This is a genomic window from Ekhidna sp. (genome assembly GCF_965212185.1).
Taxonomy (GTDB): domain Bacteria; phylum Bacteroidota; class Bacteroidia; order Cytophagales; family Cyclobacteriaceae; genus Ekhidna.
The window spans coordinates 2,648,456-2,668,067 of record NZ_OZ243102.1 but is presented as its reverse complement, the minus strand read 5'-3'; the positions used below and the strand labels follow the sequence as shown (position 1 = coordinate 2,668,067).

Genomic DNA, 19,612 nt, shown 5'->3' with positions numbered 1-19,612 from the left:
ATAGCTAATTGGTACTCAAGCTCTCCAAAATTCCATCCAGGTCACTTCTGTCAAGGTAATTGCCTTGTTTGATGACAGCACTGATTTTTTGAGTGTTATTAATATCATCAAGTGGATTTGCATCAAGAATCAAAAGATCTGCCCATTGATTTTCTTTGATTGATCCGAGTTCATTCTCCATGTTGAAATACCTTGCTGGATTGACAGTCGCTGCTTTTATAGCTTCCAATGGTGATAGTCCGGCATCTACTAAAGCAGCTAATTCCTGATGTAAACTTCTTCCGGGAGTAAGGAAGATGATCGGACAATCTGTGCCTGCCATGATATCAATTCCTGCATTATGGATTTTTCCAGTGATATCCAGCAACCACTGTGAGTATTCAAGTTGAAATGGAGTTGCTTCCATTTCTGATATCCGTTCAATTTGACTTTTCCATTTTTCTTCTGTCTCTGTTGAGAGGTATTTAAAACTTTCTTGCCATTCAGGCTCTTCAAAATACCTCGTGGCAAAAGCAGAACTGAGCGTTAGAGTTGGGATTTGCCATGTTTGATTTTTGGCTAGTACTGCCAGCACTTCCTCCGCTTTATTTGCATCGAAGTTTTCAATAGCTACTTGTCTTTGAGTTTGATGGATTCTTGAGCGCAAAATACCTCCCGGATCATCTTTTCCTTCCATTAAAAGCTTTTTGCGCTGTTCCAAAAGTTCGTTGGCATTTGATGCACATGAAAGCTCCAGGTTTCGTAGATGTTCCATACTATTCAATCCGGCATTTGATGCACCAATCACATCCATACTCAGTGGCACATGTCCAGTGACTTTGAGTCCCTTTTCGTTCGCTTGCTGAATTACAGCTTTGAATTGTTCCGGAGTTAGCATCTCGTAGGCTTTAAGAAGATCTACTCCCAAGCTGTCTAGTTTATCAATTTCATTAATTACATCCTCTACGGTTTTAAGCCCTACAGAGAGTGGAGGTTTACTGGGATCACTACCATCATAAACATTTGGCATACCGTCCAAAAGAGGTCCGGCAACCATCACTCTTGGAGCATTGGTAGGATTAGCAATGGCTTTTTCTTTCCATTGATTGACAAAAGTGATATCTCCTCCTGTATCTCTGACGCTAGTAATTCCATAAGCCAGGAATAGATCAAGCATCCTTGGCGCCATTTCTTCTATATAAGAAAAATGAACATGTGCATCCCATAATCCTGGGATCAAGTATTTCCCAGATCCATCAATAATTGTATTCTTATCTGATAGTTGAAGCTCTTGTGATGGCGCTATTTTATGGATTTTACCGTCTTTAATAATGACCGTTTGATTTTCCATTAGGCCATTACCTGGATCAATGGTTGCTATATTTTCAATGCAAATAGCATCTTCAAAGAGTTCACCTGAAGGCTGACAGGCAGAAAGAATGAAAATAGCAATAAAGAATGAATGCGTCAATTTCTTCATTTTGTATGAGGTTAGGTTAAATCTCAGTCATTCAATGTTAATAAATGAGCTAATCAAATATACATTTTATACGATTAGCTCTTTAGCATGGAATATCTAATCGACAGGCTATTGGAAAATTTCTAAATAGGTAAATTGAAATCATCACACGCTGAAAGCGTCAACTCATACGAATCTTCAAATCCATTTATACCAAATACGTTGATTTCATGTAGGCCTGCACTTAATGTGATATTCATTTGCTTGCCAGGATCAATTAAATAATCTGCACCACTACTGCGGATTATGGGACGATCCACATAAATCTCAAGTGTTCCATGGTTGCCCGTGTTTTCTACAACTAATAGGGCAGTATTATCAGTTTCGCATTGTGGTAGTTCTGTTGACTCTTCACAGGAGAATAAAGTAAAAAGTAATGTAGATGCAGCGATTGTAAGGATAAGATTGTTCTTCATGAATTATTATATTAATCAGTTAAATTATACAAATAATTGTTGTTGATGCAATTATCTCTTAATGTTTAACCTTGATCATTTGTTATGAGATGGTTAATCAATGAATTTAACTTCATAAAACAAGCATATATAAAAGCATTACAATGATCAATATAATTGCTATCCACTTATATCCTATCTGAGTTTCAGCAAACTCATAGGCACAAATCGGGCAGACTTTTGATGAGGCGTCTACCTCTATTGCACAAGAGGGGCATTCTTTCATTTTCATTTTATTGAGTGAAGTTTGACAACCTTGATAAGAGGTTTTATCATATGGTCTTCAAGGCAGTGATTAAAAGAAATATCCATCCTGCAATAAATAGCAATCCACCAATGGGTGTGATTGCTCCAAGCCATTTCATGCCTGTAAAACATAAGATGTATAGAGATCCTGAGAAGATGAGTATACCGTATGTCATACTGTATCCGGCATAATTTAGCCACTGATTGGATATTTTGCCCATTAGCAGGGCAATTCCCAATAGGGCCAGTGTGTGATAAAACTGATATTGTACAGCTGTCTGGTAGGTATCATATGTTCCAGCTGACTGCAGCTTTTCCTTAAGTGCATGTGCTCCAAAAGCACCTAGCGCTACAGAAATCATTCCTGAAAGTGATGAGATGATTAAGAATAACTTTTGCATTTATTGTTTTTCAGAATAATACGGTGGAATAGAAAATAGTTCGGATTTTGCCACAGCATCCAATTTAACTGCCGTAGCAGTGGTTTCAATATTGCGATCCCCTAATTTGGTTTTACGTTTTACCACCAAACCATTCCAAACCCAAAGCTCCTGTAATGCTTTCCCTTCAAAAGTCCACACTTGACAATCCTTGTCTAGCAAAGTTCGATTTTCTTGCTGTTCTCCTCCCATCGAAAATAGGATGGCTTCAGAAACCTGATCCGGTGTTTTATAGGAGGCTTGTTGACTCCATTTGTAGTCTTTCCTGGTTGCGTATGTACTATCCTCAGGATTTAAGCGGTAAATGAAGTCTCCATTGGTAATCTCATAAACAGATTGAGTACTTGTTATACCATAGAGTTCGAATGTCATGGTTTGTTGTCTAAGGCTGGTCCATCCATAATCTTTGAAAACCATAAATTCTTCACCTTCTGCATCGCCTGATATCTCATATATTATCTCCGCGTTTTGGATGGAATACTTTTTTAGGTCCTTGACTCGTAGTTCCTCTGCTGTTTGCGCCTGAGAGAATACAATAGAAGGAACAAGTAACGAAAGGATAATGATCTGTTTCATGGTAGGGGTGTAGGTTAGCCTGGGTTAAAGATAAAAAAATCCCTGACGGTTTCGTCAGGGATCTCACCACCAAGTCAACTTATTCTTTGTATTGCAGGTGTGTTTGAAAATAGGAAGCACTAAGAAATAAGTCAACTATAATTTTGTGGACTGAACTTGAATGAAACATCATACACATTCAAACGCTTGTTCATTTCCATCACGAGCCTGTCCAATACATGATCCGAAAAACCTTCTAATTCATACATTTTACTTAGGCTAGCTGCGAAATTGACGGACGATAACTTTTGTAAAAATTCATTTTTAGATGAATAACCATACGTCTGTTCAGTTGAACAATACCAAATAATTTTCATTGTGAAGAGATAAAAACATGTACCTAATAATTCTTCTTATTTACTTTCCTTTTCTCAGGGAATCTCTGCCATAAGTCAGAGATTTAAATTTACTATCGACTCCTACAGGTTTAAATGAACCATATATGCGTCAATCGGTCAAGTGAATAAAATCCATCTTCTATAGCTTATTCGCCAGCTCCATCTTTTCCTAAAAACTAAACTGAGTATTATGCTTATTCATATCATTTACCAGCTTTTTAACAATGTAATCAGGGACACCTTCCAATTGCTCAACTTTGACTAATCCTGTTGCTAAGTTGGGGGTGTCCAATAATTTCATAAATTCATTTTGGCTGGAATAACCGTACTCATTAGTTGATGATTTATACCAAATAATTATCATAGGATGAAGTTCTTCATATCTCACTTAACAATTTTGCATAATTACTTTAGATTCTTGCACAAAAATCCCTGACGCTTTGCGCCAGGGATGTCAACCAGCTATAGTCAATCCCTATGTCCCAGGGATTATCTTAAATGTCTTGGCCTACACTTATTCAACTCAAAAGCAATCTTCTTAATCGTGAGTTCAGAAGCGTCATTAAATCTTTCTAGTGGCAGAATCTCATGTGGATTAACAGATTTAGCAACTGTTTGTTTAAAGTCGTTCCAGGTTCCTGACTGGTATGAGCTTATCGAATTATTATACCAAAGTATATGAGTCATGGTAGTGATGTTTTGTTAGACTTTGATACCTCTAAGCTTAAAAGGTTTAATTTTTAAATCCTGACAAGTCACTTTTAAATCCTGCCAATTATGATATTATTCCTCTAAAACCTCTTTAAACGACTTTTTGAATCTTTTTTCATACTGACTGGCAAACGAGGAAACGTTGTTCATTCCGATAAGCTGTGCAGCTTCAGTCGCCGTACGCACTTTGTTATTGTTTAAGTAATTATCCAGGTATTGCCACCTCACTTCTTTAATCAATTCATAAGGAGTAAGACCTGAAATCTTTTTAATGAGTCGGTATACTTTTCGTTCGCTGGCGGCCATTTCATCTGCTAGATCTAATACGGAAAGGTGGGGATCATCAATTCGTTTCACAATCAGTGATTCTAATCGATGCATGATGTTTTTCTCAAACTCTTCCGCCGTTTCTCCATAAAGTTTAGATAGGACCTTGCTGCTATCCCAGTCACGTTCAAGGATGTTTTGAATTTTTAAGACAAGTTCTTCTTTGTCAAAAGGTTTGCTGATCACATCTTCTGCTCCCTTAGAAATCAGGTTTAATTTCTCCTTCTTATCAGTTCTGGCACTGACCACTACCACAGGAATCTTTTTTAATTCTTTATCTTTTTTCAGATGATCCACTAATTCAAAACCATCCATATAAGGCATCATAAGGTCTGTGAGGATGAGGTCAATTTTTTCCGATTGCAAGATGTCCAATGCACTTGATCCATTGGCGGCCAGATAAACCCTGTAGTCTGAGCTTAAAATACTCTGGAGATAACTTCTCAATTCTTTGTGATCTTCTACAATGAGTACGGCTTTGGCATTTTCTTTGGCTGTTTTTAGGCCAGGGATTTGCAAGCGTTCTTTTTCGTCCTGAAGATCCATCCATAATGAATTTTTGGTGACCACATCCAGCGATCTTTCTGGAACGATTGCCTTTGAAATCCAATCGTTTTTCTTGAATGGGAATCGGATGGTGAAAACAGAGCCTTTTTCATTGCTAACAGCCTCAATAGATCCACCATGTAATTCCACTAGTTCTTTTACCAGGGCTAAACCTATTCCAACACCTGCCAGAGACGTGGACGCCTCTGATGACTGGTAGTATCTATCAAATATGAGGTCTAAGCTTTCTTTAGGAATGCCCGGTCCTGAATCTGCTATGGATATTTTAAGATGATTTTTATCTGTACCCAGTTCAACATCAACTACCCCTCGTTCAGGTGTGAATTTGATGCCATTGGAAAGCAGGTTGTAGATGATTTTTTCAAACTGATGTGGATCAATTTGGAGAGTGGTTTCATCTTCAGCCTGAGAAGTAAACTTCAATTCTATAGACTTGATATCTGCAGCACTGCTAAACATTTTGGTTAAAAGTCTCAGGTATGGGACAATCTTAACATACTGAAGCTCAAGCTGTACTTTACCTTCTTCCAGTCTGGTTAGATCCATTATTTCATCTGCCAGGTATAATAGGCGCTTACCGTTCTTTATTCCGGTCTCGAGCAAATCCTTTGATTCTTTATCCAATACTTCATAATCCCGCTCTGTGATTTTATCCAGTGATCCAAGGATCAAAGTGAGAGGTGATCTAAGGTCGTGGGAAATGTTTGCAAAAAAGCGGGTTTTGGCCTGATCAAGTTCTTTGAGTTTAGCAGCTTGACCCTCTATTTTTTTCAATAGAATTTTCCTCTCCCTAAGCTGATTTCTCAATAGAATTGCAAATACAAGTAGAAGCACAACGATTATAATCGCTCCAATTATTAAAATTCCTTGAGTACGAATTTTTTGTTCACTTATTATGGCTTCTTCTTTTAAGATGAGGTTTTCTTTTTCTTTCAGCTGATTTTCATAAAGGCTTTTATTCAGCTCAAATTGGGATTCAAGACGACCTATTTCCTGATTTTTTTCCTCATTAAATAAACTGTCTTTTGCGGAGACATATTCTTTAAAATAGAAAAGCGCTTTAGTGCTGTTATTGGTCTTTTCATAAACCTCACTCAGTTCTTTAGATATACCCTCTACTTCATTTATGAAATTATTTTCCTTCGATAAATTGTATCCCTTGAGACCATATGTTAAAGCCTGATCGTGTTGATTCAGGTCATTATATATTCTGCATAGATTATAATAGCATAAACAAATTCCATAGTCATCGCTAACACTTGAGAAGAATTGTAATACATCCTTAAATGTTTCTATCGAGTTTTGATAGTCTTTATTTCGATATGCATTGAGTCCAAGATTTAGTTTGGTGACTGCTTTACCAAACTCACTCCCTAATTCTACAGCAATGGCATATCCTTTTTCAAAGTAAAATCTAGCTGAATCATACATATTTAGACCATCATATGCCAACCCAATGTTATTATAGATTTGAGCCATTTTAATTGTTGTGCCAAGAAGGGCATAAGTTTTCAGTGCCTCCTTATTGTATCGGATAGATTCTCGCTCTTTATCAATTTTATCATAGAATATGGCGAGTGAAAGCTGCCCTAGCGCAATCAATTCGGCCTTGCCATATTTTTCAGCTACTTCCAATGCTTTGAAATTATAATCCAGCGTTTTTCCATAATCTCCTAAAATTTCATAAAAACTGGCTTGTTCAACTAAGGACGTAATCATTGAAGTGGTATCTTGATACTGCTCGCCCAACTCATACAGTTGAATCAAAATAAGCTTGACCGAATCGTACTCCTTTCTCAGATTAAACACATCAAACTTCATCTTTAAAAGACGCAGGTAAACTTTACTATTTGCTTGATTAATAGGTGTTTCTAAAGCCTCATCTGTCAGCTGATAGAGTAAGTCAAGTTTTGACAAATACTGTAACTCAAAACAGTATTTATCATAAATTTCAAGTTTCACAATTTCCCCATCCGATTCTTGCAATGCTTGATAGAAAAGAGAAATAGAAGAGGCAGAATCTGTTTCCACTATTTCAATCGCTTCTAGGAGAAGTGAATCTAGTTTTTGAGCTAATGTGAAAATACTTGAGAAAAGTAGAATAAGTGCGAGTAAGATATTTTTTGACATGGCGGTATAACTTGGCGACTAAAGATATAAAAAAAGCTCCCCTGATCAGATCAAGGGAGCAACTACTTCTACCACGTTGTTATGCGTGTTTAGGTGGATTTCGTATTTAAAATTAGCTGGCTGGAAATTATTAATCCTGCCAGACTACTTTACAATCCTGCCAATCTTCTATTGCGATTTCAATTATGCAGTGAATGAAACCATAGGAACGTCAGCCATGGTTCTTAATCCTGGATTACTACCAAGAATACTTCGAACAGCATTAATGGTGATGGCACAAGTGGCCACATCACCGTTCACTCCGCCTTGAATTTTAGACTTTATTCCGGGAGACCCCTCAATAACAACCTCATCATATGACTCATTTTCACCTATTGTGGCCTGAAACACTAGTTCAATTTTGGCTGACCCATTGATGAATCCTTTACCAATTTGACAAACGCCCGTTGCATTCCCTTTTTTTACAGAGACACCATTGTTGTTGTAATCCTGCTTAGCCACGACAGGAGAAATTTCATCCGTTACCCGATCTAGCTTCCATCCCAACGACCGACCGATGAATTGAATGGATTCTGTTAAGCCAACGTGCCGTAGGATACCTGCCTGCTTTCGTTGATCAAATTCATCCAGGGATAACCCTGCTCCAATTTTTTTCTGAAAAGGTACTCTTCTGAATGAAGCATTTTGAAACCTTGAAACCTTAACTGAAGTCACATCCTGACAAATACCCGTAAAAAAAGAAGGTAAAGCATCCATCAAAAATCCTGGGTTTATTCCAGTGCCAAGTACAGCTACATTATTTGCCTTTGCCGCTTTATCCAGCTCATTTGCTAATGTTGGATTAGACTCCCAGGGATAGCTTAATTCTTCACAGGTTGAAACCACCGGAATACCGTGTGCTATGATCTCCTTTATCTGAGGAACAATTCGTTCCATATCTGAAACAGTTGTTAAAATGACAGCATTTGGTTTGTCATTTTGCAAGACCTTTGCGATGCTCTCCATTATTTCAACATTGGAAGATAAATTATCACCAATTTCATTCAGCTTTTTCCCGATCAACGCTGGATTCTTATCTACAGCAGCAATCGTTTTGATTGAAGACCTTGATTCAATGAACTCGGCTATTTTGATGCCAAGTGGCCCCATACCTATTTGGCATACCTTGATTTCTTGCATTTGCATATTTGTTAGGAGTGAAATTTATTCGTAAAATATAGCCACTTCATCCAGTGGTTTTCGTTCCAAATCCGGGACGTAAACTTCTTCTTTTGGATATCCAATGGGTAGTAGAAGATAAGGCCTTTCATTGTCTGGTCTATTGAGAATCTTGGTTAGAAAATTCATTGGCGATGGCGTATGTGTAAGTGTTACCAATCCCGCCTTATGAATGGCTGAGATAATCATACCACAAGCAATTCCTACCGATTCATTGACATAGTAGTTGTTGCTTTTTTCTCCATCCACCATTTCAAATACTCTCTTGAATATGACAATGAGCCACGGAGATTCCTCAAGAAAAGGCTTGTTCCAGTCTGTACCAATGGGTTCCAAATCCTTCAGCCACCGTTCACTCATTCTTCCGTGGTAGCTGTCGTACTCTTCTTTTTCTGCTGCTTCTCGGATAGCTTTTTTCATTTCAGGATTTGAAATAGCACAAAAGGTCCAGGGCTGTTTGTGCGCTCCAGATGGTGCCGTAGATCCTGCCATGATAAGACTTTCTATCAATTCTTTGCTGACTGGTTTGTCTGAAATGTCACGTACTGTCCGGCGGGTATCCAGCCAGTCGTAATATGCTTTAGCCCGACTTTCAGCTTCTTTTAAATCATATACATCCCGCTTGTATGCTACATGCGGATGGCCATTGATGTCCTTTTTGTCCATTATAATCCTAAAACTTCTACTCCTTGATTAAAAACAATATCTACCGGGATGTTTTGCTCGGAAAGTCGATCTAACTCTGATTGCAACACCTCTCCAATCTTACCTTTCTCATCTACCAACTGTGCAACGCCCTCATAGTCACCATTTCCTTGAAGCGTCAGAATTTTTTCGGATAAAGCATTCATAGCTTCTTGCATTTTATCAAAGTTCACCATGTATGTGCCTGTTTCCTCATCCTTTGCAAAAGCACCATACTCATTGAAAAAATTGAACCGGATCATGTTGGCTTTGCCGTGTGAACTGGCCGCACCAAAGCGAACTGATCTGAAAATACCAGCCATGAAGGTTACGTAGTAATCATTCAAATCACCTTCGATTTCTCCTTTTCCATGAAGCTGAGTGATCATGTATAAACCAAGGATATCGGCTTTTCCTTCTTCAAGAGCAGAGGAATGCTCTTTCAAAGCATTTCGAACAGTTCCATTTCCATTAATCGTATTTTTGATTCCTAGCCCATGAGCCACTTCATGAAACATCGTATTTCCAAAAAATGCATCGAACGTGATGTGCTTGCGCTGGTCCGGATGAATCAATACATCAGCAATAGGCACTAAAATGTGATCAAATTTTGCTTGCATGGCATTTTTAAGCTGCAATCTTCTTGAGCCCTTTGCTAATTGCACTTCTTCATCATTAGGAAGATTAATGGCAATTGTTTTTGAACCTGAATTACAATCTCCTGCATAATACACCACATCGTAGGCATTTAAATCTGCATCTGTTCCCGGTGTTTCAGCTTTGTATTCATCGGCTACCGGTAAGCCTTCCTGTAGTTCAGGAAGGAAAGCGGCATACTTAGCCAATCGCTCGCTCCAGCTTTTATCCTTAACTAATACGTAAGCTTCGTGGGCAGCTTTGTAGTTATAGAGTTTGTCTTCATAGTTTTCAATTGGTCCTACCACAAAGTCAAGTCCATTTGTTTTCATGTCCATCCAGGCCATGTCACTTGGCTGATACTCGTCATTCAAAAGCGCATCAGCTCTCAGTGTTAGGTAATTTTTTAAGCCTTCATCTTCTGCAAGCTCAGCACATTGTCTGATGAGTTCTGCAGCTCTTTGTACCTGCTCTGAGAACATTTCATTGTAAGGAACAGTAATCAGGTTTCCATCGTCATCTCTTCGAATAAACGTATATAAGCTGGTCTTGCCCTCAAGATCTACTGCTTCAAACTCTTCTTTGGTCATATCGGTAGGGTAGAAGTTGGCTCCCTCAGGTTTTGTGCCGATACCATCAATAAAAGGTTCATTGTTTGCCAACCGATCCCATGGGCCATAATTTATGTACACATATTTTTTAGTTGCTGGGTCTGTAAGAGTCGCCAGCAATGAATCCTTTTTACCATATGCTTCATACCAGAATAATTCATCCATGATTTTTGAAGCTTCAATCATCAAAGGAATCATCTGTTTCTCATTCTCACTCAATTGACTTACATCTGTTGTGAGCTCGACATTTTTATAAATGGCCACCTTTTGCTGCATAGGAGACATTTCTTCGGTAGTCTCTTCTTTTGTTTCTGTAGGAGCACATTGGCTAAGCAGTAAACCAATGAGACCAATGCTCAATAATTTTTTCATTTTTATATTCTAAAGTATGGTTAGTAACACCGAAGTTAAGAATATTCTTGTGTTATTGAATTCATTTAAATTGGCAGAATAGAAAATACCTAACAATGAAGAAAAATTTAGCCATGCTTTCGATGGGGGCAATACTTTTCGCATGCCAACCAAGCGAAAAGAGTGCTTCATCTCAGATTTCTGAAGAATCATTAAAGTCACACATTGAAGTTCTATCCTCTGACGATTTTCAGGGTAGAAAACCATTCACTGAAGGAGAAATCAAAACAGTGAATTACCTGATGGATCAATTCAAAGCCTATGGATTGGAACCTGGTAATGGAGATTCATTTACTCAGGATGTGCCAATGGTTGAATTGACAGCTATGCCTTCTGAGACAATGACGATTGAGGGAAATGGTCAAACAGTCGAATTAAATGTATTAGAAGATTTTGTGGCCTACACAGAACAGGTTGTAAAAGAGATTTCACTGGATGCATCTGAGCTTGTTTATGCTGGATATGGCGTGGTAGCTCCTGAGTATAACTGGAATGATTATGAAGGATTGGATGTAAAAGGTAAAACAGTAGTTGTCCTGGTTAATGATCCTGGTTTTGCATCAGGAGATTCTACCTTCTTCAAAGGAGAAACCATGACATATTATGGCCGCTGGACCTACAAATATGAAGAAGCTGCCAGACAAGGAGCTGCTGGCTGTTTAATTATTCATGAAACTGTTCCAGCCGGATATCCATGGTTGGTTGTGAGAAACTCATGGTCTGGAGCCAGCTTGTACCTGGATCAGAGCGGTGATACTTATCAACCAAATGTACTTGGGTGGATAACCAGAGATGCGGCAATTAAAATATTTGAAGCTTCAGGTGAGGACATGAAGAATTATACTGAAATGTCCAGAAGTGCTGATTTTAAGCCATTCAGTTTAGGCTTGAATGCTTCAGTTACGGTTAATAACAATATTAAAAAGGATCAATCACAAAATGTGATTGCTAAAATCACAGGATCAGAAAGACCTGATGAGTATATCATCTATTCAGCTCATTGGGATCATTTGGGAATCGGTCAAGAAATAGATGGGGATAGCATCTACAATGGAGCGCATGACAATGCCTCCGGGACCGCAACAATGCTGGCCATAGCTGAAGCAATGGCCAAGATGGACAAACCAAAAAGAACAGTTGTTTTTCTGGCTGTGACTGCTGAAGAACAAGGTTTGTTAGGTTCTAAACATTATGGTCAGAATCCTATCTATCCACCTGCACAAACGGTGGCCAATATCAACATGGATGGCATCACTGCCTGGGGGCCAATGAAAGATTTGACGGTTGTAGGCTATGGTCAGTCGGAGCTTGAAGATATTGCTGAAGAAGTAGCAAAGAAACAAGGCAGGTACATATTGGCAGACCCGGATCCGGGTAAAGGATACTTCTTTCGATCAGATCATTTTCAATTTGCTAAAGTTGGTATTCCGGCACTGTACGCATCCGGTGGATATGAGCATATGACTAAAGGAGTGAGCTATGTTGATAGCTTAAATAAAGTTTATCTCTCCACTCAATATCATCGACCACAAGATCAGTACAATGCCGATTATTGGACATTTGATGGGATGGCTTTGGATGGAGAACTTTTGATGGAAGTGGGGATGAAAATCGCTAATTCAGCAGACTGGCCTGAGTGGAAACCTGGTTCTGAGTTTAAGGCTATTAGAGAAAATAGCATGCAGTAATAACATTCAAGTTGTCATTCTGAATGAGAGAGTGGGATAGCAATAGTTGTCAATGCTCTTCTCTCGTTCATGATGGCATAACCTAAATATTTATCTTATGAAAAACCTAATCATAACACTCACTCTTTCTAGTTTAATTTTCAGTTGCAATCCTAGTCATGAGCATACCCATGATGACCCACAGCAGCCAAAAGAGGAACTTTACGATTATGATGTAGAAGAAAAGATTACATCAATGGGGATCACGCTTAAAGAGCCCTCTGCTCCGGTCGCTAATTATGTAAATGCCGTACGTACTGGGAATTTAGTATTTATGGCAGGGAAAGGTCCTGGGCTGCCTGAAGGAGGATATGTAACTGGTAAAGTAGGCGAGGACTTGACTGTTGAGGAAGGATACGAGGCGGCAAAGCTTGTAGCATATGCTCAACTTTCGGCACTTAAGGCTGAAATAGGAGATCTTAATAAAGTCGTCCGTATTGTCAAAGTACTAGGCATGGTGAACTGTATTTCGGATTTTGGTAATCAGCCTGAAGTAGTCAATGGTTTTTCTGATACAATGGTTGAGGTGTTTGGTGATAGAGGTAAACATGCCAGAGCAGCTGTAGGAATGGGATCACTTCCTCGAAATATCGCTGTGGAGGTCGAAATGATCGTTGAAGTACAGGATTAGTTATTTAGGATTTACTAATTTGCTTTTAAATCACTGAAACCATGAAAATAAGAAGCTTGCTATTTCTTTCACTCTTTTCACTGGTTATGATCACTACGATTGCTCAGAGCCGTGAAGCCAAGAATAAACATTTCTCTCACAAGATGGGCACATATACGGACCCACGAGATGGAGAAGTTTACAAGACAATCACATTCATTCGTGAACATCATGGCGGCACCATCGAACGCACCTGGTATGCAGAGAATGTACGCTTTTATGTACCTGGTTCCAAAACATATAATTCTACTCCCGAGTACGCCCAAACGTTTGGACGACTTTATAATTACGAACAAGCAAACCGTGCCTGCCCTGAAGGATGGCATGTTCCTACCATTCATGAGTGGAAACACTTGTTTCATTTCTTTGGTGGGTGGCATCATTCAGGCAAATACCTGATCGAAGGAAAGGAGAGCGATATGGATATGATGTTTGGTGGGTTTGGTCAACCCGATGGCACCTTTAAAGGGATAGGCGTTCATGGAAACTGGTGGGACAATGAACTTAAGGATAGTAATTCCGCCGGAATTATTACTCTAAAAAAGGGAGATGAGGATATTTATCACTCAAGAGTGGGGGATAGCCATTACCTGAGTTGTAGGTGTGTGAAGTTCCATAATTGATAATTTGAGTGCGTAATTATCTTTTTCTCTTATTATTAGTTCCGCTAATAATTCTAGGTCAAGAAACGGATACCATTTCTAATCAAGGGTCATTTGCCGCTTTTCCTGCAGTTAGCTACGCTCCTGAAACCAGTTTGCAAATTGGTGCAGTTGGTATCTGGGTTTTAAAAGATAATAGTGTACTTCCGAGTGCCTTTCAACGACAATCTACCATCACACCCTATGTTGTTTATACATTAAAGAAACAGTCTATTGCTGTAGTTAACCTGGACTACTATTTCCCCTCCGGACAAAATCTCACCGCATCGGTCAGATACTATAATTTCCCGGATTCATACTTTGGAATTGGCAATGAAAATGATCCTGATATTTCCGAAATGTACACCAATCGATTTGTACAGCTGGAAGGACAGTTTCTGCATCCATTAAATGAGAAATTTTTCATTGGAGCGGCCTATGATGCTCACTTTACCAAAATTAAGAAAGTCATTGAAGGTGGATTGCTCGAAACAGATAATCCAATTGGAATTAATGGAGGAGGCTTATTTGGCATTGGTCCGGCCCTGCGATTTGATACCAGGGACTATACCATTTACCCAACTAAAGGTTATTTTATTAGCAGTCGGTTGATGTATACAGGCATTGGAGATTTTAACTATACTAGCTTTTTGTTAGATGTTAGAAAATACTTTTCAATCGTTAATGATCGAAACATCATAGCCCTACAATTTAGATCCCAATGGACCGGAGGAACGGATATCCCATTTTATAAACTACCGCAGCTTGCTGGAGATGAGCGATTAAGGGGTATTAAGAATGCAAGCCTTTATCGTGATCGGCAAATGATGTATACTCAGGTTGAGTATAGAAGGCCACTGTTTTGGAGATTTGGGATGACACTTTTTGCCGGCATTGGCGATGTTGCTCAAAACATTGAAGATTTCGATGCTACGGAGTTTAAATACGTTGCTGGTATCGGAGGTAGGATGTTAATTATTCCTGAGAGGAAACTTAATATTCGTGTTGATTTAGGGTTTGGTAAAGGCGGCCAGAATGGAATTTACGTTGGTATAAGTGAGGCATTCTAGATCACAATCAAACCTATTGATCTGAGTTGATTTATTGGTTTGCTAAACCAAAATGGTTCAAAATCACCACATGCCTCCTCAAATGATTCTTTTAGCATCCTCATTTTGATACTTGGCTGATCAATTCTTAAATTTTCTACTTGCTTCAAAAACCATTGACCTTCAGGTTCAAGCATCTTAATATTAATTGTTTCCGTGATTGAATGAACCTCTATTTTTACTTTTCCTTTTTTAGAAGGCCCAAGATGGCAGCTACCACCCAACCAGATTACCTGTGCATCTGGTTTAATCTTCAAATCCTCGTGTTGATTAATTGCATTTTCTATGAAGTCTGAATCAATGGAAGTTGGAGGCATTTTTTCCTCAAACCATTCATGTACCGGCCATTCAAAACCCACTCCATGCATGTAGTTATACAATGATTTCTTTAGACCATAGCTAAAAATGCTGTGGTCAATACCTGCCTCATCGACAAACGCCACATCATTATTTGCGAAACTGATTTCATTTTGCTGCGGTATAACGCCAAATGCTTCCGGGTTTAATCCCACAGGACTATGAGCAGTCATTGCAAACTGGTGCCAAAAGCCTGACTGAATGGTGCCCTGTTCAAAAAGCTGACGAACCATCTCAAGACTATCTATGGTTTCTTGAATGGTTTGAGTTGGATACCCATACATGAGGTAGGCATGTACCATAATGCCAGCCTGAGTAAAATGATCGGTTACCTGAGCCACTTGAGCGACAGTTACTCCCTTGTCTATAAGTTTGAGCAAGCGGTCAGAGGCAACTTCCAATCCCCCGGAAACTGCGATGCATCCACTTGCTTTGAGTAGAAGGCATAGGTCCAGACTGAAGCTCTTTTCAAAGCGAATATTTGTCCACCAGGTAACCGATAACTCTCTTCTTAATATTTCTAGAGCAAGTTCTTTCATTAACGCAGGAGGGGCTGCTTCATCCACAAAATGAAATCCGGAAAAGCCCGTTTGCTCAATGAGTTGTTCCATCCTGTCAACCAATTTTTTCGCAGCAATGGGTTCATAGATTTTGATATAGTCGAGTGAGATATCACAAAACGTACATTTGCCCCAATAGCAGCCATGGGCCATAGTCAGTTTATTCCACCGACCATCCGTCCATAAACTGTGCATAGGGTTAGCAACCTCGATGACTGAGATGTAATCGTCAAGCGGTAGCCCTTGATAATCAGGAGTTCCCACAGCACTTTGCTTTACATCGGGATCAGTAGCGTTGTTGATGTAGGTCACTTCTCCATCTTGGAGACAAAAAGTACGTTTGAGTGTTGGCTGTTTCTTCCCATCTCGTATATGCTCCAATAACAATTGCATAGGCCTTTCTCCATCATCAAGGGTGATGAAGTCAAAATAACTGAAGACTCTTGGGTCTTTTAAATCCCGCAGTTCGGTATTTGGGAAACCACCACCCATGACGATTTTAGTAGCCGGATAGTTTTCTTTGAGAAATTGAGCACAGCGAAAAGCGCTATAAAGATTTCCAGGAAAAGGAACAGAAAATCCAACCACCGATGGATTGATTTTTTTCATTCGTTCATCCAGTAATCTTAGAGTGATTTCATCAATGAACGATGGTGCAAACTGTAATTGAGCATGTAATTCGTCAAAAGAATTGGCACTTCGGCCTAACCGCTCAGCATACCTACTGAATCCAAAGTGAGGATCTACACATTCAATGATTAGGTCGGACAAATCTTCAAGGTAGAGTGTAGCCAAATGCTTTGCTTTGTCCTGGACACCCATATGTCCAAACGCCCAGTCCATTTCTTCGAGTTGATCAAATCTGGATGCTTGGGGAAGGAATGGATCTGTACAAATTTGGCGCGCTAGCGAGGTGTTTTTTCCCTGAAGAAAAGAGATGACTGGCTCAATCGTCAATAAATATGCATTTCTAAGGTTTAATATTCTGGAGGCGTTTTCAGATGGATTCTCAAAACCTGCTGCCACATCAAATAACTGAGACAATCCTTTTTTGGAGAACAATGCTACGATCACCTCAATGCCCAGATCTTGCTGATCTATTTCAATATCAAGCGTATTGAAATAACCCTTGAGATATGCTGTGGCAGGATACGGTGTGTTGAGCTGAGTAAATGGGGGCGTGATGAGGAGGAGTTCTGCCAATGCTTTTTTAACAAAGATATACCCTCCTACGAGTAAGTATTATTTATGCGTTTTAAACAGGGCAATCACTTGAAAAATCAGACCACTAGAATGAGTCCATATGTTAACGTATCATCTTTACTACTTTTTCTTTGATGATTTTTAGAAGTAGATCAATCTTCGATTGGTGTGTACGAAAAACAACGATTGCCACACGAATCCAAAAGGTGTTGTGAATACTTGTGGATGATAAAAAAATTCGTCCATCATCCTGAATGGCTTTAATGAGTTTCTCATTGAACGCATTGGCATCTCCGGATTTTGGAATGTACCTAAACATGGTAATGGACAAGTCAGGAGCTGGCCCCAACTCAAAGCCTGGCTCCTTCATCAGTTGCTCCCGAAAGTAACGTGCCAATAACATTTTTTCTTCAAGCGCTGCTCGAAAGGGTTTCAATCCGAAAAGCTTCAGAGGCAACCACATACGCAAGCCACGAAAATGTTTTGTGAGCTCAGGAGATACATCAGCAGCATTTACTTCACTATCTGAATCAACCAGGTCTTGCAGATAGTCTGCAGTGTAGCGATGTGCCTTGTAGAGTGATTTTAGATCTTTAATTAAAACTGCTCCTGTTCCAAAAGGTAGAAATAAGCTTTTATGTGGATCAAGCGTGATTGAATCAGCCTTCTCAACTCCTTTTGTTCTTTCTTGAATTTCCGGAAGCATACGAAAAAATCCACCATAAGCAGCATCTACATGAAACCAGACACTGTGTTTTGATGCAATCAAACTCATCGCTTCGATTGGGTCGATCGTTCCTGTGTTAGTGGTGCCTAAAGAAGCATTGATGAAGAATGGGATCAGACCAGAATCTTTGTCTTTTTGGATCGTTTCATCCAATGATGAGATGTCTATTCTAAATTCCTGATCTATGGGCAGATATCTCAACTGAGCTTCACCGAGCCCGGCAATTCTGAGTGCTTTTTGTAGCGAATGGTGAGCCTGATCTGATAAATAAACCACGAGTTTATCGAAATCTTTTGCTTTAACTTCAGCAGCCTCTCTTGCAGTCACCACTGCAATGAGATTAGATATAGAGCCACCAGATGTGAGATTGCCTGTTGCATCATTTGGAAATCCCATCAACTCATTCATCCATCGGATGAGCATGTTTTCCATCCGTGCAGCTCCTGGTGCAGGGAAGTAAATGCCTGCATACTTATTGCTAATTGCAGCCAGGAAATCACCGAGTGCGGAAGGGTAGAGTCCACCTCCGGGAACATATCCCATGTGCCCGCCAGATGCTGCATTTATTCCATCATGCTCTACCCTCGTTCGTAAGAATTGTAAAAGAGATTCTATGTCTTGAGGGCTTTCTGATAATTGATCAGATTCTGAGGGTTCTGGGTTTTGAAAATAGGCCTGCTCGTCGCTGAGTTCAGATAAAAAGTTATCGGTATGATGGATGACTTTATTGGTAAGATCTTTTTGGGAATGTTCATCGGGCTCCAGTTGTAGAGCGATTTTTTCCAGGGCCTTGATTTTGTCGATCATTGCTCACAAAAATAATGAAGCATGATTTTCGGATCGATCCATTCATATAAATCATCAATAATCAAGCACCCGGTATGTACTGATCTTTTTTTGGTTTCAAATTGTCATTCTTAAAATCATCTAACAGTCCCATCATACGTTGGTGAATATCAAATAGTGTAGCATTTGCTAAATATTCAATACTGAAATCACAAAATGATATAAAATCCGTAAGGTCGTCACCAGTTAGTTTCGTTTGTTCGGCTACCCAATCGCGATTAAACTTTCTATAAGCCACTCTTTCGAGTTCTCTTCTTTCCAAAATCTTTTGAAGTTTTTTCTTCTCCTTTCCTCGCTTGGTTAGCGGTTCCAAGTCAAAACCAATCGCAACCGAAGGACCAAAAACTGGCTGTTGGAGATCTTTCTCAGTTATTTCTTTTCTAGTAAAGTATTCAAGAGGGATAGCAGCCATTCCAAAGACTTCTAGTGAAGAGTCAACCGGTTGCGTATCGATGATCATTTGTTTGAATCTTTGATATTCGGGAAATATGTTGACTTGAACTTCTTCCAACATCTTAATCTCCTGAGCAAGCTTAAACTCATTTGGCATACTCTCTGAAACCACAATTCGCAGGCTTTGATATCCTACATGCGTAATGAGCAAAGTATCACCGGTGGATGCCGGTATTGCAAACCTTCCATCCACATCTGAAATTGTGAATTTTTTAGTGATGAGGTTAATGATATGAGCACCATGAATTCTTTCTTCATTTGTTAAGTCTGAAATAGCGGCCTTTAGCTTATCCTGTGCTGAAATTGTGCAGGCTGCTATAAATACAGCTATGAATATTGAACCTCTCACATACCAAATTTGATTTATGATTCTGAATTTTGCACGTAATTAAGATTCTTTAACAGAACTGAAACCATCAAACTTCATTAAAA

18 protein-coding genes are annotated in these 19,612 nt (G+C 39.3%); 4 read left to right on the top strand and 14 right to left on the bottom strand.

Going from position 1 to position 19,612, the window contains the following annotated elements; all coding sequences use genetic code 11:
- Positions 1-4: 4 nt before the first annotated feature.
- The 11 genes from ACOMC3_RS11360 to ACOMC3_RS11310 form a co-directional block, all read right to left on the bottom strand.
- Positions 5-1,459, bottom strand: a complete 1,455-nt coding sequence (locus tag ACOMC3_RS11360; RefSeq protein ID WP_420316007.1) for an amidohydrolase family protein — start codon at positions 1,457-1,459, stop codon at positions 5-7.
- Between the two features lie 122 nt (positions 1,460-1,581).
- Positions 1,582-1,914 carry a hypothetical protein gene (locus tag ACOMC3_RS11355; protein WP_420316006.1) on the bottom strand — a complete coding sequence of 111 codons (333 nt, stop codon included), beginning with the start codon at positions 1,912-1,914 and terminating at the stop codon, positions 1,582-1,584.
- Positions 1,915-2,225: 311 nt separating this feature from the next.
- Positions 2,226-2,600 (bottom strand): DUF423 domain-containing protein, encoded by a 375-nt coding sequence (locus tag ACOMC3_RS11350; RefSeq protein ID WP_420316005.1) that lies wholly within the window; start codon positions 2,598-2,600, stop codon positions 2,226-2,228.
- Positions 2,601-3,215: a hypothetical protein gene (locus ACOMC3_RS11345; RefSeq protein WP_420316004.1), complete on the bottom strand. Its 615-nt coding sequence runs from the start codon at positions 3,213-3,215 to the stop codon at positions 2,601-2,603.
- Between the two features lie 131 nt (positions 3,216-3,346).
- Complete coding sequence (locus ACOMC3_RS11340; protein WP_420316003.1) at positions 3,347-3,571, bottom strand: hypothetical protein; 225 nt, start codon at positions 3,569-3,571, stop codon at positions 3,347-3,349.
- Between the two features lie 190 nt (positions 3,572-3,761).
- The gene (locus tag ACOMC3_RS11335) at positions 3,762-3,893 is read right to left on the bottom strand and encodes a hypothetical protein (RefSeq protein WP_420316002.1); all 132 of its coding nucleotides are present in this window, start codon (positions 3,891-3,893) and stop codon (positions 3,762-3,764) included.
- Between the two features lie 188 nt (positions 3,894-4,081).
- Positions 4,082-4,279, bottom strand: a complete 198-nt coding sequence (locus ACOMC3_RS11330) for a hypothetical protein (protein WP_420316001.1) — start codon at positions 4,277-4,279, stop codon at positions 4,082-4,084.
- A 96-nt stretch (positions 4,280-4,375) separates the two neighbouring features.
- A complete protein-coding gene (locus ACOMC3_RS11325) occupies positions 4,376-7,327 on the bottom strand; it encodes a response regulator (RefSeq protein ID WP_420316000.1) in 2,952 nt (983 codons plus the stop codon).
- Between the two features lie 183 nt (positions 7,328-7,510).
- Entirely contained in the window at positions 7,511-8,506 is a 996-nt protein-coding gene (locus ACOMC3_RS11320) for a hypothetical protein (protein WP_420315999.1), read from the bottom strand.
- Positions 8,507-8,530: 24 nt separating this feature from the next.
- A complete protein-coding gene (locus ACOMC3_RS11315; RefSeq protein ID WP_420315998.1) occupies positions 8,531-9,211 on the bottom strand; it encodes a nitroreductase family protein in 681 nt (226 codons plus the stop codon).
- The gene (locus ACOMC3_RS11310; protein ID WP_420315997.1) at positions 9,211-10,848 is read right to left on the bottom strand and encodes a dipeptidyl-peptidase 3 family protein; all 1,638 of its coding nucleotides are present in this window, start codon (positions 10,846-10,848) and stop codon (positions 9,211-9,213) included. Before ACOMC3_RS11310 ends, ACOMC3_RS11315 begins: the two co-directional genes overlap by 1 nt.
- A 95-nt stretch (positions 10,849-10,943) precedes the next feature.
- Between ACOMC3_RS11310 and ACOMC3_RS11305 the strand changes: the two genes are divergently transcribed.
- From ACOMC3_RS11305 to ACOMC3_RS11290, 4 genes are all read left to right on the top strand, one after another.
- A complete protein-coding gene (locus ACOMC3_RS11305; protein WP_420315996.1) occupies positions 10,944-12,575 on the top strand; it encodes a M28 family metallopeptidase in 1,632 nt (543 codons plus the stop codon).
- A 97-nt stretch (positions 12,576-12,672) separates the two neighbouring features.
- Positions 12,673-13,245 carry a RidA family protein gene (locus ACOMC3_RS11300; protein ID WP_420315995.1) on the top strand — a complete coding sequence of 191 codons (573 nt, stop codon included), beginning with the start codon at positions 12,673-12,675 and terminating at the stop codon, positions 13,243-13,245.
- Between the two features lie 41 nt (positions 13,246-13,286).
- The gene (locus tag ACOMC3_RS11295; RefSeq protein ID WP_420315994.1) at positions 13,287-13,907 is read left to right on the top strand and encodes an FISUMP domain-containing protein; all 621 of its coding nucleotides are present in this window, start codon (positions 13,287-13,289) and stop codon (positions 13,905-13,907) included.
- Between the two features lie 8 nt (positions 13,908-13,915).
- The gene (locus tag ACOMC3_RS11290) at positions 13,916-14,995 is read left to right on the top strand and encodes a BamA/TamA family outer membrane protein (protein ID WP_420315993.1); all 1,080 of its coding nucleotides are present in this window, start codon (positions 13,916-13,918) and stop codon (positions 14,993-14,995) included.
- Here ACOMC3_RS11290 and ACOMC3_RS11285 read toward each other — a convergent pair.
- The 3 genes from ACOMC3_RS11285 to ACOMC3_RS11275 all read right to left on the bottom strand — a co-directional run bounded on the left by ACOMC3_RS11285 (position 14,992) and on the right by ACOMC3_RS11275 (position 19,529).
- Complete coding sequence (locus ACOMC3_RS11285) at positions 14,992-17,154, bottom strand: B12-binding domain-containing radical SAM protein (protein ID WP_420315992.1); 2,163 nt, start codon at positions 17,152-17,154, stop codon at positions 14,992-14,994. The genes ACOMC3_RS11290 and ACOMC3_RS11285 overlap by 4 nt on opposite strands.
- A gap of 103 nt (positions 17,155-17,257) precedes the next feature.
- Positions 17,258-18,688 carry a pyridoxal phosphate-dependent decarboxylase family protein gene (locus ACOMC3_RS11280; protein WP_420315991.1) on the bottom strand — a complete coding sequence of 477 codons (1,431 nt, stop codon included), beginning with the start codon at positions 18,686-18,688 and terminating at the stop codon, positions 17,258-17,260.
- A gap of 61 nt (positions 18,689-18,749) precedes the next feature.
- Positions 18,750-19,529 carry a carboxypeptidase-like regulatory domain-containing protein gene (locus ACOMC3_RS11275; protein ID WP_420315990.1) on the bottom strand — a complete coding sequence of 260 codons (780 nt, stop codon included), beginning with the start codon at positions 19,527-19,529 and terminating at the stop codon, positions 18,750-18,752.
- Between the last annotated feature and the right edge of the window lie 83 nt (positions 19,530-19,612).